Annotated in this window: 16 protein-coding genes; 8 read left to right on the forward strand and 8 right to left on the reverse strand. The window is 74.5% G+C overall.

Annotated features, from left to right (window positions below; genetic code table 11):
* Positions 1-655: 655 nt before the first annotated feature.
* From KIK08_RS26475 to KIK08_RS26500, 6 genes are all read right to left on the reverse strand, one after another.
* A complete protein-coding gene (locus tag KIK08_RS26475) occupies positions 656-3,016 on the reverse strand; it encodes a VIT domain-containing protein (protein ID WP_214405971.1) in 2,361 nt (786 codons plus the stop codon).
* Positions 3,013-3,597, reverse strand: a complete 585-nt coding sequence (locus tag KIK08_RS26480) for a MerR family transcriptional regulator (RefSeq protein WP_214405972.1) — start codon at positions 3,595-3,597, stop codon at positions 3,013-3,015. Before KIK08_RS26480 ends, KIK08_RS26475 begins: the two co-directional genes overlap by 4 nt.
* Positions 3,598-3,698: 101 nt before the next feature.
* The gene (locus KIK08_RS26485) at positions 3,699-5,192 is read right to left on the reverse strand and encodes a B12-binding domain-containing radical SAM protein (RefSeq protein ID WP_308257911.1); all 1,494 of its coding nucleotides are present in this window, start codon (positions 5,190-5,192) and stop codon (positions 3,699-3,701) included.
* A gap of 242 nt (positions 5,193-5,434) precedes the next feature.
* On the reverse strand, positions 5,435-6,346 hold the full coding sequence (locus KIK08_RS26490) for a prohibitin family protein (RefSeq protein ID WP_214405974.1): 912 nt from the start codon (positions 6,344-6,346) through the stop codon (positions 5,435-5,437).
* A 133-nt stretch (positions 6,347-6,479) separates the two neighbouring features.
* Complete coding sequence (locus KIK08_RS26495; protein ID WP_214405975.1) at positions 6,480-7,829, reverse strand: M1 family metallopeptidase; 1,350 nt, start codon at positions 7,827-7,829, stop codon at positions 6,480-6,482.
* Entirely contained in the window at positions 7,820-11,665 is a 3,846-nt protein-coding gene (locus tag KIK08_RS26500; RefSeq protein ID WP_308257912.1) for a Pls/PosA family non-ribosomal peptide synthetase, read from the reverse strand. Before KIK08_RS26500 ends, KIK08_RS26495 begins: the two co-directional genes overlap by 10 nt.
* 418 nt (positions 11,666-12,083) lie before the next feature.
* Between KIK08_RS26500 and KIK08_RS26505 the strand changes: the two genes are divergently transcribed.
* Positions 12,084-12,383, forward strand: a complete 300-nt coding sequence (locus tag KIK08_RS26505) for an isoamylase early set domain-containing protein (protein ID WP_214405976.1) — start codon at positions 12,084-12,086, stop codon at positions 12,381-12,383.
* Between the two features lie 308 nt (positions 12,384-12,691).
* A complete protein-coding gene (locus KIK08_RS26510) occupies positions 12,692-13,042 on the forward strand; it encodes a histone-like nucleoid-structuring protein Lsr2 (protein WP_214405977.1) in 351 nt (116 codons plus the stop codon).
* Positions 13,043-13,220: 178 nt separating this feature from the next.
* Here KIK08_RS26510 and KIK08_RS26515 read toward each other — a convergent pair whose 3' ends face one another.
* Positions 13,221-14,963 (reverse strand): sigma-54-dependent Fis family transcriptional regulator, encoded by a 1,743-nt coding sequence (locus tag KIK08_RS26515; RefSeq protein ID WP_308257913.1) that lies wholly within the window; start codon positions 14,961-14,963, stop codon positions 13,221-13,223.
* A 250-nt stretch (positions 14,964-15,213) separates the two neighbouring features.
* Between KIK08_RS26515 and KIK08_RS26520 the strand changes: the two genes are divergently transcribed.
* From KIK08_RS26520 to KIK08_RS26530, 3 genes are all read left to right on the forward strand, one after another.
* Positions 15,214-16,143, forward strand: a complete 930-nt coding sequence (locus tag KIK08_RS26520) for an alpha/beta hydrolase (RefSeq protein WP_214405979.1) — start codon at positions 15,214-15,216, stop codon at positions 16,141-16,143.
* Positions 16,144-16,186: 43 nt separating this feature from the next.
* Positions 16,187-17,812 (forward strand): flavin-containing monooxygenase, encoded by a 1,626-nt coding sequence (locus KIK08_RS26525; protein ID WP_214405980.1) that lies wholly within the window; start codon positions 16,187-16,189, stop codon positions 17,810-17,812.
* Positions 17,813-17,934: 122 nt separating this feature from the next.
* Positions 17,935-18,345: a VOC family protein gene (locus tag KIK08_RS26530; RefSeq protein ID WP_214405981.1), complete on the forward strand. Its 411-nt coding sequence runs from the start codon at positions 17,935-17,937 to the stop codon at positions 18,343-18,345.
* A 173-nt stretch (positions 18,346-18,518) separates the two neighbouring features.
* On the opposite strand, the gene KIK08_RS26535 is transcribed toward KIK08_RS26530, so the two are convergent.
* Entirely contained in the window at positions 18,519-19,499 is a 981-nt protein-coding gene (locus tag KIK08_RS26535) for a GlxA family transcriptional regulator (protein ID WP_214405982.1), read from the reverse strand.
* 102 nt (positions 19,500-19,601) lie between these two features.
* Here KIK08_RS26535 and KIK08_RS26540 point away from each other — a divergent pair, with 102 nt between their 5' ends.
* The 3 genes from KIK08_RS26540 to KIK08_RS26550 all read left to right on the forward strand — a co-directional run bounded on the left by KIK08_RS26540 (position 19,602) and on the right by KIK08_RS26550 (position 21,241).
* Positions 19,602-19,898: a putative quinol monooxygenase gene (locus KIK08_RS26540; RefSeq protein ID WP_214405983.1), complete on the forward strand. Its 297-nt coding sequence runs from the start codon at positions 19,602-19,604 to the stop codon at positions 19,896-19,898.
* 57 nt (positions 19,899-19,955) lie between these two features.
* Positions 19,956-20,528, forward strand: a complete 573-nt coding sequence (locus KIK08_RS26545) for a hypothetical protein (protein WP_214405984.1) — start codon at positions 19,956-19,958, stop codon at positions 20,526-20,528.
* A 113-nt stretch (positions 20,529-20,641) separates the two neighbouring features.
* The gene (locus KIK08_RS26550; RefSeq protein WP_214405985.1) at positions 20,642-21,241 is read left to right on the forward strand and encodes a copper chaperone PCu(A)C; all 600 of its coding nucleotides are present in this window, start codon (positions 20,642-20,644) and stop codon (positions 21,239-21,241) included.
* Positions 21,242-21,329: the final 88 nt, after the last annotated feature.

Consider the following 21,329-nt stretch of genomic DNA (forward strand, 5'->3'; position numbering starts at 1 on the left):
GGACCTCCTGGGGTTGTGTGTGGGTGCCGTCAGACAGCTCCACACCACAGCGGGAGGTCCTCGCCATATCAAGATCAGTTAGATCGTGTCGTCACATGATCTCGACCAACGTCTCCGGTCAGTACAGCTAGCCGTTTCTTGCCGGGCGCCCCAACGGGAGCCGCCGGCCCTCTCCTCGCAGAGGTAGCGAGTCCTCGCAGCCCCAGGTGAGCGCTCGCAGCGCGCCGGCGGGCTGCGAGGACCCACCGGGTACTGCGTGGCGCAGCTGGGTCTGCGAGAACGCGGCGCGGTGGGTCTCACAGCGCGGGGTGGGTCTCGCAGCGCGGGGTGGAGTGTCGCAGCGCGCCGGCGGGCTGCGAGCACGCACCGGGCGCTGCGCGGCGCAGCTGGGTTTGCGAGGACGCGCCGGGGCGGGCGCGCAGCGTGCAGTGGGCCGCGCAGCGTGGGGTGGGTCTCGCAGGGCGGGGTGGGGTGTCGCAGCGCGCCGGCGGGCTGGGAGGACGTGCCCGGAGCTGCGAGGACGTGCCCGGAGCTGCGAGGACATGCCCGGAGCTGCGAGGACGTGCCCGGAGCTGCGAGGACGCGACCGGAGCTGCGAGGTGGGCGGATCCTTGCCACGACGATCAGGCCCGCTGACGGGCGGGACCGGGGCCGATCAGGACCGGCGCCAGAACGACGTGCGGGCGCTGGGCTCTGCCGGCGTCTCGGCCGGCTTGCCGGCCACCGCGTCCAGGACGCGCAGCACGTGCGCCCACAGCTCCTCCAACCCGCGCCCGCGCATCGCGTCCGGTCGCAGCGCTTCGGCGAGCTCCCGCAGCGGCCCGTCCTGCGCGACCGCGGCCAGTCGGCTGCCCAGGTCCTCCAGTGCCTCGCGGCGCTCGTACTCGGGGCGTTCGGCGAGGTCGCGCAGGCGTTGGGCCTCCCGGCGGGCCAGGACGTCCGGCCCGTCGACGGGTGCGGCGGGTTCGGGCGGTCCGGGGGAGAAGTGCGGCGGCGCGCCGGGCGCGGCGAGCCGCCGAGGTGCGGCGTTCCGCTTCGCCATCGTGTGAACCGGGGCGGGGGCGGGGGGTGGGGCGTGGCCGGCCATCATCGGGGCGGCGGCCACCGGTGCGGCGGCGAGCATGTCCCACCCGGAGGCCGGCTCGACCGGCTGGACGATGCGGTGGCCGGGTCCGCCGTCGGCGACGACCCGGCTGTCCACGGCGAGGTAGGCGGTGAACCGGGACAGCACGCCGAACCGCAGTGAGGTGGCCACGATCTCGCGTTCCAGCGCGGTCAGCTCGCCCGAGGGCGACGAGGCGTAGCGGTCCTCCTGGTCGCGCAGGTGCGCGGCGGCCCAGATCGCGGTGAGCGCGGCGTTGCCGCTGGGCGCCGCGTCGGCGGCGACCGTCCACTCGCGACCGTCGCGGGTGCTGCCGCGCAGCGCCAACCGGGCTGGTGCGGCGCCCCGGTAGCGGCCGGTGAGCACGTACGGCACGCCGGGGAAGAGGTCGGGCAGGCGCGCGGGTACCAGCGAGCCCGCCACCAGCGACGATCCGGCATCGGCGAGCGAGACGGCGGTGACCAGGGGTGCCCCGATCCGTCGGTGGATGTTGTCCATCGCCTCGTCGAGGCGGTCCTCGCTCTCGACCAGCTCGCACCGGCCGCCGCCGGCCGCGGCGAGTCGGCCGAGGAACCCGGCGTTGACCGCGCGGTCCACGCCCACGGTGTGCACCCGGACCGCCGCCAGCTCCGCGCCGGCCTCGCGCAGGATCTGGTCCTCGTTGCCGACCTGCCCGTCGGTGACCAGCACGAGGACCCGGTCGCGCCCGTCGTCGGCGGGCACCAGCAGGCCGAGCCCCTGGCGCAGCGGGCGCAGCAGCTCGGTGCCCCCGCGGGCCCGCATCCCGGCCAGGTGCTCGACGGCCCGGAAGCGGTGCCGGTCGGTGGCCGCGACGAGGCCGGCCGGCAGGGTGTCGACGCCGGCCACCTCGTGGTCGAACGCCAGCACGGCGAACCGGTCGGCGTCGCCGAGGGTGTCGACGATGCGGGCCGCGGCCCGCCGGGCGGCGACCATCTTCCAGCCCTGCATGCTGCCGGAGCGGTCGAGCAGCAGGACGACGTCGCGCGGGCGGGGGCGCCCGGTCCCCGTCGGCGGCAGCACGGTCATCCGGAACGTCCCCTCGTCGGAGTCGGAGTCGGAGTCGGAGTCGGGGACCGTGACGAGGGAGGCGGCCGGGGCGTCGGGTCGGTCGCCGTGGGTCAGGCGCAGCACGAAGTCGCGGTCGGCCCGCTCGCCGGGGCGCACCCGGTACCGCCCGTCGGACTCGACCACGGTGTGCAGGCTGGAGCGGACCGCGACCGGCGGCGGGCCGGCGGGGTCGATGCCGACGTCGATGCCCAGTCGCACCGGGTTCGGGAAGCCCGGCAGCAGCACCGGCGGGGTGATCCGGGACGCGTCGGGCACCGCGTCGGTGTCGACGCCGTGGCCGTCGCCGACACCGGGCCCGGCCAGCGGCGCACCGGGGATGTAGCGGGGGGCGACGACCAGCGGGAACCGGAACGTCGCCGCGCCGTCCTCCACGGCCAGCGGACCGGCGAGGGTGAGCGTGACGCTCACCCGCTCGCCCGGCAGGATGTTGCCGACCCGCATGGTGAACACGTCGGATCGCTCCTGCTCCGCGATCGAGGCGCGCTGCCCGGCCGCGACGGCGCGGTCGTACTTCTCCCGCGCGGCCCCGCGCTCCTGCAGCCGCGCCTCGACGACCCGGTCGCCGGCGACCATCCGCATGCCGCTGACGGCCGCCCGGTCCGGCAGCGGGAACACGTAGGTCGCTTCGAGGGTCTGGTCGTGCACGTTGACGAAGTCCTGGGTCAGCTCGATCCGGCTGACCAGCCCGGTGATGTCGGCGCGCACGTCGAGGCGGTCGAGGGGCAGGTTGCCGCGTTCGGTGCGCAGCGCACCCAGCCCGGGTTCGCGCCCGCCGTCCCGGTCGCGGGCGAGCTCGTCGTCGGTCAACGGGGGGACAGCGGTCATGGCGCGCTCCTCAGCAGGCCTCGTGCGGACAACAGGTCGAGCAGCGGCCCGGCGGTCGCGGTGATGGCGTGCAGGTCGTCGGGGTCGGGCGCCGCCGGCAGCAGCAGCACCGCTCCGCCGCCCAGCGGTACGCCGGTGAGCAGCGCGGGCGGCTCCGGCTCCGGCCCCGGTGCGGCCGCGGCCGGCCTCGCGGTCCAGAACCGGGCCGGGCGAGCGGTCGGCTCGACCACCGGTGCGTCGGCATCTCCGGTGGTCGGGAGATCGTCGGGCAGCTCGGCGATCTCCCGAAGCGCGGCGTCACCGGCCCCGGCCAGCTCCCGCTGGATCTCGGCGATGCTGCGGCCCTGCGCCTGCCGGCGCTTGACGGCGACGAGCTGCAGCAGGTGGCGCGTGCCGTAGAGGGCGGTCCGCCCGCGCATGGCCGACGGCCGGTCGACCAGCCCGATCGTCGCGTACCACCGGATCGCCCTGGCGTCGGGCACGGCGCGGACCCGGCTGTCCGGGGCGCCCGGGTATCCGTCGCCGAGCGCGGCGGCGACCCGCGCCGCCAGCTCACCGATCGTCCACCCGTCGCTCGTCATGCCCGAACGATGACACTGTCAGATAACAGTGTCAAATAGCAGCTGGCGCGCGCACGACGAAGGCCGCGCACACGACGTGTGCGCGGTGTCGGCGAGCGCCGCTACGGCTCGACGATCGTCAGCGAATGCGGCGGGGTGTCGGCGGGGGACAGGTCCGGCGTCCGCTCGGCCGGGGACAGCAGCTCGGCGTAGCGGCCCAGCATCCGCTCCTCGAGCCGGCGGTAGTACCCCGGCAGCGCGGTGCTGCGCCCTTCGTGGAACGCCAGGAACTCCGGGTCGGAGCGCAGCATCCGCACGATGCCCTCAAAGCTGCGGACGTCGGCGCGGAAGCTCGCCGTGCGCGCCCGGTGGACGTAGGCGATGGGCCGGTGGGTCGTGGTCGCCAGCCTGCGGCGCAGCATCTGCGGCGACGCGGCGTGCGCGTACAGCTCGATCAGCTTGCGGTAGTAGGACACCGGGTCGTAGTTCTTGATCGTGGTCACCAGGTAGGGCGCGTAGTAGAAGCTGAACGGCATGGCGGTGAGGACCCGGCCGTCGGCGGCGAGCTGGTCGTGCAGCGGGGTGCCGCCGAAGGGCACCGGGATGTTGATCGTCGGGAACGCGAACGGCGCCTTGTCCATGAACCGCTTGGTGAGCTCGACGGGCTCGTCGCCCTCGTCGGTGTCCAGCCCGAACATGAAGTTGGCCTGCAGGTAGGGCACGTTCTCGGCGAGCTGGGCGAAGTGCTCGGCGACCCGGTCGACCTTCGCCGTCCCGCTGGTGCGCCCCACGCCCGCCTTGTTCGAGTAGTCGGTCCAGGACTCCACGCCCGGCGCGACCATGGCGCAGTTCGTGTCCTTCAGCCGGCGCGGGCGCTCGCCGCGCAGGACCGTCAGCGAGCTCTCGATGATGTAGGGCGGGCGCCGCCCGGGCGGCTGCGCCTCGAGCGTCTCGAAGACCTCCTCGAAGCGCACCGCGAAGTTCGCGTCGTGGAACACGACGAGCGTGCCGGGCAGGTGGTCGGAGAGGTAGTCGAGGTCGACCTTGAGCCGCTCGGCCGGCAGTTGGCGGTAGGTGCTGTTCCAGTCGATGCAGAAGTTGCACGCGTACGGGCAGCCCGTGCTGGCCAGCATCGGCACCGCCGTCAGCGGCAGCCGCTTGCGCCCCAGGAAGAACGCCGAGGCCCGGATCTCGGGCATCCGCTCCTCGACGGTCGGCACGTCGTCGAACGGCTTGGCGGAGGAGACGACGGCGCCCGGGTCGTGCCGGCCGGTGACGATGTCCTCGATCAGCTCGGGGTCGCACTCGCGCACGACCAGGTCGAAGAACCGCAGGCAGTCGACGGGGAACGCCCTGGCGTGCGGGCCGCCGATGACCGTGCGCACGCCGGCGGCGCGGTAGAGCTTGGCCACCGCGTAGGCGATGTGGCTGACCTGGGTGTAGCAGGAGATGAACACGACGTCGAGGTCCATGGGCAGCATGCGGTGCGGCTTGCCCACGCCGTAGTAGGTCGCGTAATGCGTGTCGTGGCCCTTGCGCCGACACCACACCGAGATGGCCTGCGGCGTGATGCTGGCGTACTGCTTGGTGATCAGCATCTGGTAGCCGAGGTCCACCGGCCGTCGTGCCGGGGGGCCGAGCAGATCGAGGATTCCTACGCGCACCGTGCCGCCCTCGGGTCGGCGTCCAGGCGGGGCCTGGAAGCGGTCGGTGACAGCCGTGGCGGCCTGCCTCGGGAGCCTGCCTGCCGCCGCCGTCGGGTCCGGGACCGGCGCGGCGAACCGTGACTTTACCCCCGCCCGGTCGTGCGGTCGATCAAGATTCCGCGGGGCGTCCGGACGGACGGCGGCGTCGGTGGTCAGCCGGCCGGCGGGATCTGCACCAGCGGGTCGCTGCCGCCGGGCACGACGTAGATCGTGCCGCCCTTGCCGAGCGCCTCGATGTAGCGCTGGCGCAGCACCTGCTCGGTCAGCGACTCGGACAGGATCCGGTTCGCGTCGGCCTCGCCACCGGCGGTGATGATCCGCGTCTCGGCGGCGACGCGCGCCGACTCCTGCTCGGCACGGGCCTTCTCGACGGCGATGCGGGCGGCCTGCGCCTCGTCGAAGCGGGTCTTGACGTCGTCGGAGTAGCGGATCTCCTGCAGCGAGATCTCCTCGACGGTCACGCCCTGCTGGCGCCAGCGGTCGCCGAGCGCCTCGCGGATGGCGGTGGCGATGGCCGGTCGCTGGGTGAACACCTCCAGGGTGCCGTAGCCGGCCGGGACGTCGCGCGACAGCGAGCGCACGTCGTTGGCCAGCACCCGGTCGACGAAGTCCTCCTGGGTGCGGAACTCGCTGTAGAGGTCGGAGACGGCGTCCGGGACGATCGAGTAGCGCACGACGATGTCGAGGTTCCCGGTGACGCCCTCCCGGTCCTGGAAGGTGATCTGCGGGCCCTGCGCGGAGCCGCCGGAGTGGTTGGACTCGCCGGTGCCGATGTAGGAGATCGTGTTGTTGCGGGTGTCGTAGGTGATCGTCTCCACCCAGGGCGCCTTGAAGTGCAGCCCGGCCTCGGTGGTCTGCCCGGCCAGCTCGCCGGTGACGCTGCGCAGCACGACGGCCTCGCCGACGTCCTGGGTGTAGGTCGAGGTGAAGCCGGCGATCGCGAGGGCGACCGTCCCCGCCCCGGCGGCCGCGAGCCGGTACGCGCCGTCGCGGCGGCGGCGTCCGGTGATGAACAGCGCGATGGCGGTCACCGCGCACAGCAGGATGAGGATGACGCTGAACACGGTTCCCCCCGGTGATCAGATCAATGGTCCACCAGCGTAGTGGCGCGGTGACCCGTGTCGGTGGGGGTCGAAGCACAAGGGGCCCTCTGCCGTAGCGGGATGGATCCGTTCGGTCGCCGTCGCGCGGCCGGACTCAGCGGCCCGCCGCGCCGAGCGGGGGCAGCGGGCGCCGGTGCAGCCACGCGTCGAAGAACGCCGAGAGGTCGGTGGCGGCGTGCCGCCCGGCCAGCTCGACGAACTGCGGGGTGCTCACCGTCGAGTGCCGGTGCCCGGCGGTCCACGCCGTGAGCAGGGCGAAGAAGCGGTCGTCGCCGATCCGGACGCGCAGCGCGTGCAGCGCGAGGGCGCCGCGCTTGTAGACCCGCTCGTCGAACATCCGCGCCGGCCCCGGGTCGGCGAGGACGAGGTCGGCGGGCCTGGCCGCGAGGCGCGCGTGCCAGTCGCGGGCGTGCGCCGCCGCGGCGCGGCCGCCGGAGGCCTCCGACCACAGCCACTCCGCGTAGGTCGCGAAGCCCTCGTTGAGCCAGATGTGGCTCCAGTCGGCGATCGTGAGGCTGTTGCCGAACCACTGGTGCGCCAGCTCGTGCACGACGAGGCGCTCGTGGGTGCGCCGCCCGTCGAGGTGGTTCGCCCCGAAGATCGACATGCCCTGGGCCTCGATCGGGTCCTCCAGCTCGTCGTCGGTGACGACGAGCTGGTAGTCGGCGAACGGGTAGGGCCCGAAGAAGCCGCGCAGCGCCGCCATGATCTCCTGGTGGCGGCCGAGGTCGCGGGCGGCCGTGCGGCGCAGCCGGGCCGGCACGTGGGCCACCTGCGGCACCGGGTCGGTGCCCAGCACGACCTCGTCGTAGCGCCCGATCTGCACGCTGACCAGGTACGTCGAGGTGGGCTCCCGCCGGTCGAACACCCACGTCCTGGTCCCGGCCGAACGACGGCGCGCGGTGAGCACGCCGGTCGCGGCGACCGTGTACGCCGCCGCGGTGGTGACGGTGATGCGGTAGCTGGCCTTGTCCGACGGGTGGTCGTTGCACGGGAACCAGGACGGTGCACCGACGGGCTGGCTGGCGACGAGCGCGCCGTCGGTGAGCTCGTCCCAGCCGACGTCGCCCCACCGGCTGGGGATCGGCGCCGGGTTGCCCGTGTAGCGGACCTCGACGTCGAACCGGCCCTCGACCGGTCGGGCCGGGGTGACGTGCAGCTTGTGGCCGCCGCGCGTCGAGGACGAGCGCGTGAACCTGGCCGGCCTGCCGTCGACGAGGACCTTCGGCACGCGGAACCCCGCGAGGTCGAGGCTGAACCGGCTCAGCGGCGCGTCGGCGACGGCGGTGAGCACCGCCCGCCCGGTGAGCCGGTTGGCCGCGGGCTTGTAGTCGACGTCCAACTCGTAGTGCTCGACCCGGTACCCACCGTTGCCGTGCGCGGGCAGGTACGGGTCGTCCGACCGGGTCGCGCCGGTCCTCGGCCGGGCCCGGCTCAGTCCCACGTCGTGATCGGGTTGCCGCGCCAGCGGGTCGCCGGCGGGACGGTGTCGCCCCGGGTGACCAGCGACCCCGGCCCCACGGTCGTCGCCGCGCCGATGCTCGCGCCCGGCAGGATGATCCCGTTGGGGCCGAGCGTGGCGCCCTCGTCGATGCGCACCGCGTCCATGCTCATGATCCGATCATGGAACAGGTGGGTCTGCACGACGCAGCCGCGGTTGACGGTGGCGCCGTCGCCGAGGTGCACGAGGTCGGTCTCGGGCAGCCAGTAGGTCTCCAGCCACACGCCGCGCCCGATGCTCGCGCCCATCGTCTCCAGCCAGGCCGTGAGCACCGGGGTGCCGCTGGCCGGCCCGACCAGCCAGGGCACCGCCAGCACCTCGACGAACGTGTCGGCCAGCTCGTTGCGCCAGACGAACGAGCTCCACAGCGGGTGCTCCACGGCCCGGAAGCGGCCCACGAGCAGCCACTTCAGCACCGACGTCAGGCCGGCGGCGGTGAGGCCCGCGGCGAGCAGCAGCGGGCCGGCCAGCAGCGCCGCCGCGACGGGCCCGGCCGCGGAGTGGACGGCCACCACGCCGGCCAGCACCAGCACGGCGAGCGCGGCCGAGCACATGACCGGAACCACCCGGCACAGCTCGACCAGCCCGCGGGCGATCCGCAGCCGGCGCGGCGGGTGGAACGTGCGGCTGGTGTCGCCCCGCTCGACCGCGCGGCGCAGCGGCATCGGCGGCAGGCCCAGCCACGACGAGCCCTTCTTCGCCTTGCGCGGGGTCGCGGAGAGCACGCCGACGAGCCCGCGGTTGGGCACCGACCGCCCCGGCGCCGTCATCCCCGAGTTGCCCAGGAAGGCCTGCTTGCCCACGCGCGAGGGCGCCACGTGCAGCCAGCCGCCGGACAGCTCGTAGGTGCCGACCATGGTGTCGTCGGCGAGGAACGCGCCGTCCGCGACGGTCGTCATCTTCGGCAGCGCGATCACCGTGGACGCCTCGACGTCGCGGCCGACCTTCGCCCCGAGCAGCCGCAGCCACGCGGCCGTGAACTGGCTGGAGTACAGCGGGAACAGCCCGGTGCGGGCCATGCCCATCAGCCGCTCGGTGGTCCAGACCTGCCAGCCGACGCGGCTGTGCACCGGGTGGAAGCCCTCGACCATGCCGATCCCGAGCAGGCGCACCCCGGCCACCACGAGCGCCGCGTACGCCACCAGGTAGACCAGGGTCGCGGGCGCGACCACGACCAGCGCCCCGGCCGCGGCCCCGGCGATCGACGTGGCCCCGGTGACGCCGACCGCGACGACCAGCAGCGCCGGCAGCGCGGCCACCGCGGGCAGCAGCCCGAGCAGCACCGAGGTGACCCCGTAGACCAGGGCCCAGGAGTGCGAGTGCGGCGGGCGCGTCGCCGGCCGGCGCACGCCGCGCTTGCCGGTCCGCCGGGCAGGTGAGCCCGCCCAGCGCTGGCCGGCCGGGACGGCGCCGAGCACCGTCGAGCCGGCGGCGATCTCGGCGCCCTTGCCGATCCGCGTGCCCGGCATCAGCGTGCTGCGCGAGCCGACGGTGGCCCCGGCCCCGATCCGGATCTTGCCGAGGTGCACGACGTCGCCGTCGACCCAGTAGCCGGCCAGGTCGACCTCCGGCTCCACGGCGGCGCCGCGACCGACCTTGAGCATGCCGGTCACCGGGGGAGCGGAGTGCAGGTCGACGTCCTTGCCGATCTTCGCGCCGAGCAGGCGGGCGTAGCGGGTGGTCCAGGACGCGGCCGAGACGCCGGTCGCCCCGGACAGCTCGGCCAGCCGGGTGGCCGCCCACAGCCGCACGTGCACCGACCCGCCGCGCGGGTGGCGGCCGGGGCGCACGCCGCGCAGCAGCAGCCGGGCGCCGCCCGCGGCGATCCCGATCCGCCCGGCCGGGCTGAACAGCACCAGCCAGCCGAGCGCGAGCCACCACCACGGCACGGCCGGCATCCAGGGCAGTCCGAGCGCGGCGACCGTGGACAGCGCCGCGGCGGCACCGGCCCAGCGCAGGCCGACCAGCGCCAGGATCGGCGCCATCAGCAGCGCCTGCGCGACCGCCGCGCGCGGCGGGGTCGGCTCGACGTAGCGGCGCTCGGTCCGGGTGGCGCTCAGCGCGTCCAGCCGCGCCGCGAGCGCGCCCAGCTTCGGGTGCTGGTAGACGTCGTTGACCGACACCCGCGGGTGCCGGGTGCGGATGCGGGCCACCAGTTGCGCCGCGGTGAGGCTGCCGCCGCCGTGGGTGAAGAAGTCGGCCTTCGGGTCGGTGACGGCGACGCCGAGGATCTCCGCCCAGCCCTCGGCCAGCCAGCCCTCGGTGGGCGTCAGCAGGCCGGCGGCAACGGCGTCGGCCCCGCCGGTCGCCGGCAGCGGCCAGGGCAGCGCGTCGCGGTCGACCTTGCCCGACGTGCGCGTGGGCAGGTCGTCGACCACCGCCAGCAGCGGCACCAGCGCCGCGGGCAGCCGCTCGCGCAGCGCGAGCGCCGCGGCCTCGGTGTCCAGCTCGTCCGCGACCACGTAGCCCACCAGGACCTGGTTGCCGGCCCGGGTGCGGCGCACGGCCGCCGCCGCGCCGCGCACGCCGGGCAGCGCGAGCAGCGCGGCGTCGACCTCGCCCAGCTCGATCCGCCGCCCGCCCAGCTTGACCTGCTCGTCGGCACGCCCGAGGAACAGCAGCCCGTCCTCCTCGGCGCGGACGACGTCGCCGCTGCGGTAGGCGCGCTGCCAGCCCAGCGACGGCAGCGCTGCGAACTTGGCCGCGTCCTTGTCGGTGTCGAGGTAGCGGGCCAGCCCCACGCCGCCGATCACCAGCTCGCCGCTCTGGCCCATCACGACCGGCTCGCCGGCGCCGTCGACGACGGCGAGCGCCCAGCCGTCGAGCGGCAGCCCGATCCGCACCGGCCCCTCGCCGGTGAGCTGCGCGGCGCAGGCGACGACGGTGGCCTCGGTCGGGCCGTAGGTGTTCCACACCTCGCGGCCCTCGACGGCCACGCGGGCGGCGAGCTCGGGCGGGCACGCCTCCCCGCCGAAGATCAGCAGGCGGACGTCCTCCAGCGCCTCCGCGGGCCACAGCGCGGCCAGCGTCGGGACGGTGGAGACGATCGTGATCCGCTGCGCCTCCAGCCACGGCCCGAGGTCGACCCCGGTGCGCACCAGCGCGCGGGGCGCCGGCACCAGGCAGGCGCCGTGCCGCCAGGCCAGCCACATCTCCTCGCAGGAGGCGTCGAAGGCGACCGACAGCCCGGCGAGCACGCGGTCGCCGGGCCCGATCGGCTCGTCGGCCAGGAACAGCCGGGCCTCCGCGTCGACGAACGCCGCGGCCGAGCCGTGGCCGACCGCGACGCCCTTCGGGGTGCCGGTCGAGCCGGAGGTGAAGATGATCCACGCGTCGTCGCCGGGGCCGGGCGCGCCGGGGACGCCGATCGGCGCGCTGCGCGTCGCCATCGACCCGTCGTCGCCGAGCACCGCGCACACCCCGGCCTCGCCGAACACGAGCTCGGCGCGCTCCTCGGGGTCGTCGGCGTCGACCGGGACGTACGCGGCGCCCGCGGCCAGCACGCCCAGGATCGCCACGTACAGCTCGGCGGTGCCGGAGGAGATCCGGACGCCGACGCGGTCGCCGACCCCGACCCCGGCGTCGGCCAGGCGCCGGCGGACGGCGTCGACCTCGGCGCTGAGCCCGCGGTAGGTGAGCACGGCGCCGCCGGCGTCGATCGCGGCCTCGTGGGGGTGCTGCGCGGCCGTCTCGGCGAGCACGTCGAGCAGCGTGCGGCGGGGCGGCGCGGGCGCGACGGGGTAGAGCGCCGCGGGGGTGCGGGTGAGCGCGAGCGTCACGGGGCACCCGCCGCGGTCGGGGTGGTGCGGGCACAGCGACGGCAGCGGTCAGCGCGCGAGCGCATGTCTCACCTTCCGGGGTGAACGCGCTGTGTCGTCAGCCGGATCGAGGCAGGGTGCGGCCAGGGGGCGCCATCCGGGGCACAGCGATCTCTTCGCACAGGTTAACGGCAGGTGTCCCGGGTGGTCCCGGGACGTGCGGGAGTTCACCCGCCGGTGCCGGGCAGGTCACCGTCCGCGTTCCGCGAGCCCGTCGACGCCGCCTTCGCCCGACCGGCTGCTCGCCCACTGCTCACCCACTGCTCACCCACTGCCCGACCACCGGCCCGGGAGGTTCACCTGGCCGTACGTGTGTCGTTTGCGTCCCGCGGGCGACGCCGTCCCTAGGGTTCGCCGGGTCGGTTTCTCAGGAGGATTGATGCTCAGCCGCGCTCCCTTGTTCGGTGGCAAGAACCGTGTGACGTTCAGCCTGCCCGCCCGCGAGCCCGCCGGGGTGGTGAGCGTCGTGGGCGACTTCAACTCGTGGGAGCCCGGGCGCCACGAGCTGGTCCACCGCCGCAACGGGACACGCACCGTGTCGGTGGTCCTCCCGCCGGGTGAGCACCGCTTCCGCTACCTCGCCTCCGACGGCGTCTGGCTCGACGACGACAGCGCCGACAAGGTGGACGCGGACGGCAGTTGGATCCGGGTCGAGGCGCGGACGCTGGCCAGGAGCTAGCCGCGCGGTCCGCGCGCACTACGACGGAAAGCCACGTCGGGGACGGAAACCGTCCTCGACGTGGCTTTTCCCGTGTGCGCTCCGGTCCTGTTCCGGGCCGATCCGGTGGGGGCGACGGGCCCGGCCGCCCGAATCAGCTGATCCGAACGCGAACCGCTCGGCGCCGGGAAGTGTCGGCCCAACCCCTCGGGTTCCGTCATTGTTTGACAAAGATCGGCGGCCCTGTGGTACAACCTCCACAACGGAATAGGAACGCCCGGGCCACGAGTCCGGGTGAACACCGCGAATCCGCACCGAAGGAGTGAACTGTGGCACAGAAGGTCGAAACCCGGCTCGTCGACGACATCGACGGTTCGGAGGCCGTCGAAACCGTCCGATTCGCGCTGGAGGGCCGCCAGTACGAGATCGACCTGTCCGAGGACAACGCCACCCGGCTGCGGGAGAGCCTCGCCGCGTTCGTCTCGTCCGCGCGTCGCGCCGGTGGTTCCGGGTCGCGCACCGCGCGGTCCACGGCATCGGGAACGCCGCGCCGGTCGTCGTCCGCCGACCGCGAGCACGGCGCCGCCGTGCGCGAATGGGCGCGGGCGAACGGGTTCGAGGTCTCCGACCGCGGCCGGATCGCCGCCGACATCCTGAAGGCCTACGAGGCCCGCTCCTAGCGTTCCGGGCAGCCGCCGGGGCGCAGTTCCGGGCATCGGCGCCGCGCCCCATTTCCGCGCGCGCCCGCCGCGCCGGTACTGCGCCGGCCCAGCCGGCCGATTGGCGCCGGGAAAGGCCGGACCGGGCGATTCCCGCGGCCGTCGACGACCCCCGGGCTCCGGCGTCGGGAAGGCGCGGTCAGCCGATGCCGAACTCGCGCATCTTGCGGTAGAGGGTGTTGCGGCCGATGCCGAGCGCCTGCGCCGCGCGGCTGCGGTTGCCGCCCGCGGCGCGCAGCGCCTCGGCCACCGCCTCGCGCTCCGCGGATTCCATCAGTCCCAGGGGGCGGCGGGGGGCGGCGCGCAGTTCCTCGGGCAGGTCGTCGGGCTCGACGACACCGCCACCGGCCCGCCGGGCCAGCGCGACCACCGTCGTGCGCAGTTCGGCGACGTTGCCGGGCCAGTGCCACGCGGTGAACCGCTCCCAGGTGGGCGAGGAGAACCGGGTGGCCGACGCGGGGGTCGGCAGCTCCGCCAGCAGCGCGCGGACGAGTGCGGGCAGGTGCTCGCGGCACTGCGCCAGCGCGGGCAGCCGGACCGTGGTGGCGACCTGGCGCACCATCGCGACGACGGCCTCGTCGGCCGCGGCGAGGTCGGCGGTGAGCGCCAGCGGGGCGCCCGCCGCGGCCAGGGCCTGCACCTGCGCGACCGAGGGTGCCGGGGCGGCGTGGACCCGGCGGACGACGAGCCCGCGCCCGGCCGCCGTGGCGGCGCGGGCGGCGCCGAACCAGTCGGGCTCCAGGTGCGGTTCGACGATCAGCGGGTCGGGTGCGCCCATGCGGTGCAGCGTGCGCAGCGCGGCCCGGAGCTTGCCGCTGCCACCCGGCCCGGTCACCGCCACCAGCTCGCGGTGCCGCACGACCGCCTCGAGCTCGCGGTCGACGTCGTCGAGGAAATGCAGCGGGGCGCGCGACGCGACCGGCACGACGCCGCCGGACGCGCGCTCGGCCACCGGGGCGTCCGGGCGGCGGCCCGGCAGCAGCCGCACGCTGTAGGCGCCCCGGCCGCCGTCGTCGATCGGCTCGACCAGGGCGTCGTGCGGGCCGTCGGCCAGCGGCACCCGCATCCGCCGCGCCTGCCGCGGCCCGTGCTCGCTGAGGAACCGCCACAGCAGCGGGTGCAGCTCGGGCCCGGTGTGCACGAGCCCGAGGCGGTTGGCCAGGACGGTGTCCTCGTCCACGACGAGCGCCGCGCCACCGGCGCGGTCGGCGGACAGGTAGGCGCGCACGAGGTCGCGGTGGCGGGCCCCGGCCTCCTCCAGCATCCGCGCCTCGATCTGGCGGCCGATGTCGCCGGCCATCACCGTCATCAGCGGGTGCACGTCGCGCATCGAGCAGGCGAGCGAGAACGACCCGACCATCCGCCCGGTGCCGGGAGCGAAGATCGGGGTGCCGGCGCAGGTCAGGCCCTCCAGCCGGGTGTTGTAGTGCTCCGGGCCGCGGACCAGCACCGGGCGGCGCTCGACCAGCACCGTGCCGATGCCGTTCGTGCCGATCGAGGGCTCGGAGTAGTCGAAGCCCTCCGCGGCGCTGGCCCGGTCCATGATGTCGCGCTGGCGGCGCACCGCGACGTGGCGCATGACGATCCGCCCGGTCGCGTCGGAGAGCACCATGGCGACCGGGACGTCGGCGAAGCTGTCGGCGAGCCGGCCGAGCACCGGCTCGGCCGCGCGGCGCAGCAGCGGCTGGACGTCGTCGGGCTCGCGGTAGGCGATGAGGTCGGGCGCGACGGGGACGTCCTCGCTGACGCAGCGCCGCCAGCTGCGCTCGATGTGCTGGGGCACGCCGGCGCGACCCGGCGGCTCGGCCAGCAGCCCGCCCTCGACCAGCGCCTCCCGGCTGCGCCGGATGAGCTCGCGCTGGGCAGTGCTCAGCGCCGGCACGTACCGAGCTTCGTCTCGACGCATCGTCGCCCCGTGGTCGTCCCGGGCGACGCCGCACCGCCGTGCACGCCGGGCAGCGCCGCCAGCCGCCCGTCCAGGGTGCATGACGTGCGCCGCGACCGCCAGGAGTCGGCGGGTGACAGCGCCGTCACCGCCCGTCGCCGTGTTCCGAAACGGAACAACCGCGGGCCCCGCTCGCCGACCACAGTGAGCCGCACGTCACAGGGGACGAGTTCGAGGAGGAAGCGGAATGACGACAGCACCACCGGCCCGTCCGAAGGGGACCTCGGTCGAATCCGACGCGCTGCGCGCCCTCTACGCCGACTGGTCGGAGATCATCGCGACCACGCCCGAGCTGACCACCCGGCTGTTCCGCAGCATCTTCGACGAGTGGCACCAGGCCACCCGCGAGCCCGAGGACGTCACCTACCGGGAGGAGACCGTCGGCGGCGTCCCCGGCATCTGGACGCTGCCGATCGGCGCGGACACCTCGAAGGTGCTGCTCTACCTGCACGGCGGCGGCTTCGCGGTCGGCTCGGCGGCCAGCCACCGCAAGCTGGCGGCGCACGTGGCCAAGGGGCTGGGCGTCACAGCGTTCGTGCTCGACTACCGCCGCGCCCCGGAGCACCCGCACCCGGCCCAGGTCGAGGACGGCGTCGCGGTCTTCCGGGCGCTGACCGAGCGCGGCATCGCGCCCGCCGACATCACCAGCATCGGCGACTCCGCGGGCGGCAACCTGGCCATCGCCGTCCCGCTGGCGCTGCGCGAGCAGGGCCTGCCGCAGCCCGGCCGGGTGATCGCGTTCTCGCCGTGGGTGGACATGGAGAACGCCGGCGAGTCGCTCAAGACCAACGCCGACACCGACGCCCTGGTCACCGAGGCCCTGCTGGAGGGCATGATCGCCGGTGTGCTGGGCGACGGGCGGGTCGACCCGAGGACGCCGCTGGCCAACCCCCTCTACGCCGACTTCGCCGGGTACCCGCGGCTCTACCTCAACGCGGGCTCGGCCGAGACCCTGGTCGACAACGCCACCCGCATCGCCGAGCGGGCCGAGGCGGCCGGCGTGGACGTGACCCTGACGATCGCCGACGGCATGCAGCACGTCTACCCGTTCCTGGCCGGGAACGCGCACGAGGCCGACGCGGAGATCGCCGCGATCGCCGCGTGGTACCGCGGCTGAGCGCCGACACCCAGCGACCACCCGACACACCGCAGGAGCACCCATGGGCACCACCCGCACCGCGGACGTCGACGCGATCGTCGTCGGCGCCGGTTTCGGCGGCATCTACATGCTGCACAAGCTGCGCAACGAGCTCGGCCTGACCGTGACGGCCTTCGAGAAGGGCGGCGGGGTCGGCGGCACCTGGTACTTCAACAAGTACCCCGGCGCCAAGTCCGACACCGAGGGCTTCGTCTACCGCTACTCCTTCGACGAGGGCCTGCTGCAGGACTACGACTGGTCCACCCGCTACCTGGACCAGCCCGACGTGCTGGCCTACCTGGAGCACGTCGTCGAGCGCTTCGACCTGGCCCGCGACATCCGGCTGAACACCGAGGTCACCGGGGCCGCCTTCGACGAGGACACCGACCTGTGGCGGGTCACCCTCGCCACCGGCGAGGCCCTCACCTGCCGCTACCTGGTCAACGCGCTCGGCCTGCTGGCGAAGACGAACATCCCCGACATCCCCGGCCTGGACAGCTTCGCCGGTCGCGCCGTGCACACCAACGCCTGGCCCGACGACCTGGACATCACCGGCAAGCGGGTCGGCGTGATCGGCACCGGCTCCACCGGCTGCCAGTTCATCGTGGCCGCGGCGAAGACGGCCGGGCACCTGACGGTGTTCCAGCGCTCGCCGCAGTACAGCGTGCCCTCGGGCAACCGCCCGGTCGACAAGGCCGAGGTCGAGCGCACCAAGGCGGAGTTCCCCGCGATCTGGGACCAGGTCCGCGGCTCGGTCGTCGCGTTCGGGTTCGAGGAGAGCGGCGTCGAGGCGATGAGCGTCTCGGAGGACGAGCGCCGCCGGGTGTTCCAGGAGAACTGGGACAAGGGCAACGGGTTCCGGTTCATGTTCGGCACGTTCAACGACATCGCCACCAACCCGGAGGCGAACGCGGCCGCCGCGGCCTTCATCCGGTCGAAGATCGCCGAGATCGTCGAGGACCCGGAGACCGCCCGCAAGCTCACCCCGACCGACCTCTACGCCAAGCGCCCGCTGTGCAACGAGGGCTACTACGAGACCTACAACCGCGACAACGTCGAGTTGGTCTCCATCAAGGAGAACCCGATCGAGGCGGTCACCCCGGCCGGTGTGCGCACCGCCGACGGGGTCGAGCACGAGCTGGACGTGCTGGTCCTGGCCACGGGCTTCGACGCCGTCGACGGCAACTACCGGTCGATGGACCTGCGCGGGCGCGGCGGCCGGCACATCGACGAGCACTGGACCGACGGCCCCACCAGCTACCTCGGGGTGTCCAAGGTCGGGTTCCCGAACATGTTCATGATCCTGGGCCCGAACGGGCCGTTCACCAACCTGCCGCCGAGCATCGAGGCCCAGGTCGACTGGATCGGCGGGCTGATCGCGGAGGCCGAGCGGACCGGTGTGCGCACCATCGAGCCGACCAGCGAGGCCGAGGCCGGCTGGACGGCCACGTGCGAGGAGATCGCGAACGCCACGCTGTTCCCGCAGGCCGACTCGTGGATCTTCGGCGCGAACATCCCCGGCAAGCGCAACGCGGTGATGTTCTACATGGCCGGTCACGGCGCCTACCGCACGAAGCTGGGCGAGGTCGCCGACGCCGGCTACCAGGGGTTCGAGCTGACCCGCGACAGCGAGGCCGCCGCCGTCTGACCACCCGCGGTCGTACCGATCAAGGGCGCAGCGCGATGGTCCGGGTGGCGTAGTGGGGGAATGCTCGCCGCCGCTACCATGCCGGCCCCGAGCGCGCCGCGCCCCACACCGGAGGAACCGCCATGGCCACCACGCTGAACCCTTACCTGAACTTCCGCGAGGGGACCCGGGAGGTGATGGACTTCTACGCCTCGGTGTTCGGCGGCGAGCTCACGCTCAGCACGTTCGCCGAGGTCGGCGGCATGGGCATGGACGAGTCCGAGCAGGACAAGGTGATGCACTCCCAGCTCGTCACCCGCACCGGGATGACGCTGATGGCCGCCGACGTGCCGGCCGCGATGCCGCTCGGCGCCAACGGCACCGTCTCGCTGAGCGGCGACGACGAGGCCGAGCTGCGCGGCTACTGGGAGAAGCTGAGCTCCGGTGGCACGGTCACCGTGCCGCTGGAGAAGGCCCCCTGGGGCGACTCGTTCGGGATGTGCACCGACCGGTTCGGGGTCGACTGGATGGTGAACATCGCAGGCAACGGCTGATGCTCGGGCGAGGACCCCGTCGTGTGGCGCGGCGGGGTCGTCGCCGTTCGTGAGCACCGTGCGTGGCGCCCGAGAAAGGGCCCGACAACCGACGTTGCAGACTTTGCCTACCCGTTGCAGACTCCCCGGGGCCTGCGCCGGGTGCAGAAACCCTGCGACGTGGTTCGGTTCGCCTACGGCTCCGGGCGTACCGCCGGGCGGTACCCGCGGGTCAGTTCGGCCAGCGTCGATCCCCGCCGCTTCCGCACGAGCGCGCGCAGCGTGCTGACGTTGCGGTAGCCGACGGCGAGGGCCACGGACTCGGGGCTGCGGCGGGTGGTGCGCAGCAGGTGCACGGCGTGGTCGAGGCGGATCTCGTGCAGGAGTTCGATCGGCGACATCCCCAGCACCGTGGCCGTGCTGCGTTGCAGTGCGCGCTCGCTGACGCCGATCCGGGCGGCGACGTCGTGGATCTGCAGGGGTTCGTCGAGGTGCTCGCGCACCCAGTTCTCGAAGGCCTTGACGGTGGGGTCGGCCGTGGCCAGCTGGGCCGGGATGGCGAAGCAGGCCTGGGAGGGGCGGTCGCCGATGAGGAGGTGGCGGGCGACGCGTTCGGCGAGGTCGTGGCTGTGGCGGGCGACGATGGCGAGGGCGAGGTCGATGTGGGCGAACGCGGCACCGGCGGTGGTGGTGTTGCCGTGCTCGGCGATGGTCAGCCGCTCGTCGAGGTCGACGCCGGGGTAGCGGGCCCGGAAGGCGGGGCCGAGCCACCAGCTGGTGGTGGCCCGGCGGCCGTCGAGCAGGCCGGCTTCGCCGAGGAAGAACGTGCCGCTGCACGCCGCGGCCATGGCGGCGCCCCGCTCGGCCTGCGCGCACAGCCAGTCCAGGGCGGGGTGGGCGCGGACGGTGTCGACGACCTCGGCGGGCGTGCGCAGCCCGACGGCGGGGCTGATGACGAGGTCGGGCGGGGCGTCGAGGTCGGCCAGGGCGGTCGTCGACAGCTGCATCCCGTGCCCGGTGCGGGTGGTGCCGGTCAGTCCGACGACGGTCACCTCGAACGGCGGTGGTGCGCCGGGCGTGTCCTCGCGCAGCGCCGAGGCGGCCGTGAGGACGTCGAGCACCGCGCTCAAGCCCGAGTCGAACATGCCGTCGACCGTCAGGACCGCCACCCGCATGTCGGGAACGGTACTGAAGTAGGCGGATCCGCCGTGACGCGGCGGGGGTGCGGCTGCCTAGCGTCGATCCGGTCGGATTCGATCAACGGGAAGGACGTCGCGATGACTGTCGACAGGGGACTGCTGGCGCTGCTGGAGGCCAAGCCGGGGCGGGAGCGGGAGCTGGCGGAGTTCCTGCGCGCGGGGCGGGAGCTCGCGGTCGCCGAGGGCGGCACGGTGACCTGGTACGCGTTCCGGCTGGGTGAGTCGACGTTCGGCATCTTCGACACGTTCGAGGGCGAGGACGGCCGGCAGGCCCACCTGGGCGGGCAGATCCCGGCCGCGCTGGGGCAGGTCGGGCCGGACCTGCTGGCCGGTGCGCCGGACATCCGGCTGACCGACATCATCGCGGTCAAGTGAGCCGCCGGGGGCGTCCGCCTCGTGGGGTGTCCGGGGCGCCGGTCTAGGCTGCGGAGCGTGAGCGCGGGGGCCGTGCGGCGGCTGCGGTCGGTCGCGTTCGCGGTCGCCGCGGTCGGGCTCGCGGTGGGCGCGCATGTCACCGCGGGCGGCTCGCCGCCGGCGCTGCCCCTCGTGGTGGGTCTCGCGGCGCTCGTCGAGGCGGGCGCGACGACCATGGCCCGCCGTCGCCGCGGCACGGCCACCACGGCGGCCGGGCTGGCCGCGGCGCAGGCGCTGCTGCACGTCGTCTTCTCGGCCGTCGAGCCGGCCCACGCCGGGTACGCCGACCACGCCCAGCACATGGCGCACGGCGGACACCTCGTGGGGGCGCCGACGCCGGCGATGTTCGCCGCGCACGGCCTCGCGGCCGTGGTGCTGGGGTTCCTGCTCAGCCACGGCGACCGGATGGCCGGCTGGGCGCTCAGGCTGCTGGTGCCGGTCGCGGCGATCGCGCCGTTCCGGCCCCGGGTGGGGTCCGCGGCCCCGCCGGTGGTCGCCGTGGCGACCGCCGGTCTGGCCCGGTGGGTGGTCGGGCTGCACGACGTCAGCAGACGCGGTCCGCCGCGCGCGTCCGCCGTGGCGCGCGCCTGACCGATCCACGGTGGTGGGTGGGGCGCTGCCGCACGCCCGACATCCCGCTCGGACGCCCCGCCTGGCGCGGGCGCGGTCCGACGGGTCCCCACTCGACACCCCGAGGATCCGACATGTCCCGATCCGTTCGTTCCACGACCGTCCGCGCGTGCGGCGCGCTGCTCCTCGCGGTCGCACTGACCGGCTGCGGCGCCGCGCCCGCATCCGCGCCCGTCACCGCGGCGCCCGCCCCGGCCGCCGCACCCGCGGCCCCGCAGCCGGTGGTGACCGTCTCCGACCCGTGGGTCAAGGCCGCCGAGGGCGGTATGACCGCGGTGTTCGGCACCTTCACCGCGACCGGCGACGCCCCGGTGACCGTGGTGTCCGCGGCGACCAGCGCGTCGCCGCGCACCGAGCTGCACGAGGTGCTGGCCAAGCAGGACGGCAGCATGGCGATGCAGCCGAAGGAGGGCGGTTTCGTCGTCGAACCCGGCACCCCGCGCCGGCTCGCGCCCGGCGGCGATCACATCATGGTCATGGACCTGGCCACCCCGATCCGACCCGGCGACGGCGTCGACGTCACGCTGACCCTCGACGACGGCTCCACGGTGGCCTTCTCGGCGCTGGCCAAGCAGACCACGGCGGGCGAGGAGAACTACGAGCACGGCGAGGCCGCCGGCTCCGGCGGGATGGCCGGCATGTCCGGCACCGCTCCGACCGGGCAGGGCGGCTGATGCCCGCCGATCCCCGGCCCGTGCTGGGACGGCGAGGGCTGCTGCTCGCCGGCGCGGCCGCGGTGGGCGGGGGAGCGGTCGGGGCGCT

The sequence above is a fragment of the Pseudonocardia lacus genome, assembly GCF_018531445.1.
Lineage (GTDB): Bacteria > Actinomycetota > Actinomycetes > Mycobacteriales > Pseudonocardiaceae > Pseudonocardia > Pseudonocardia lacus.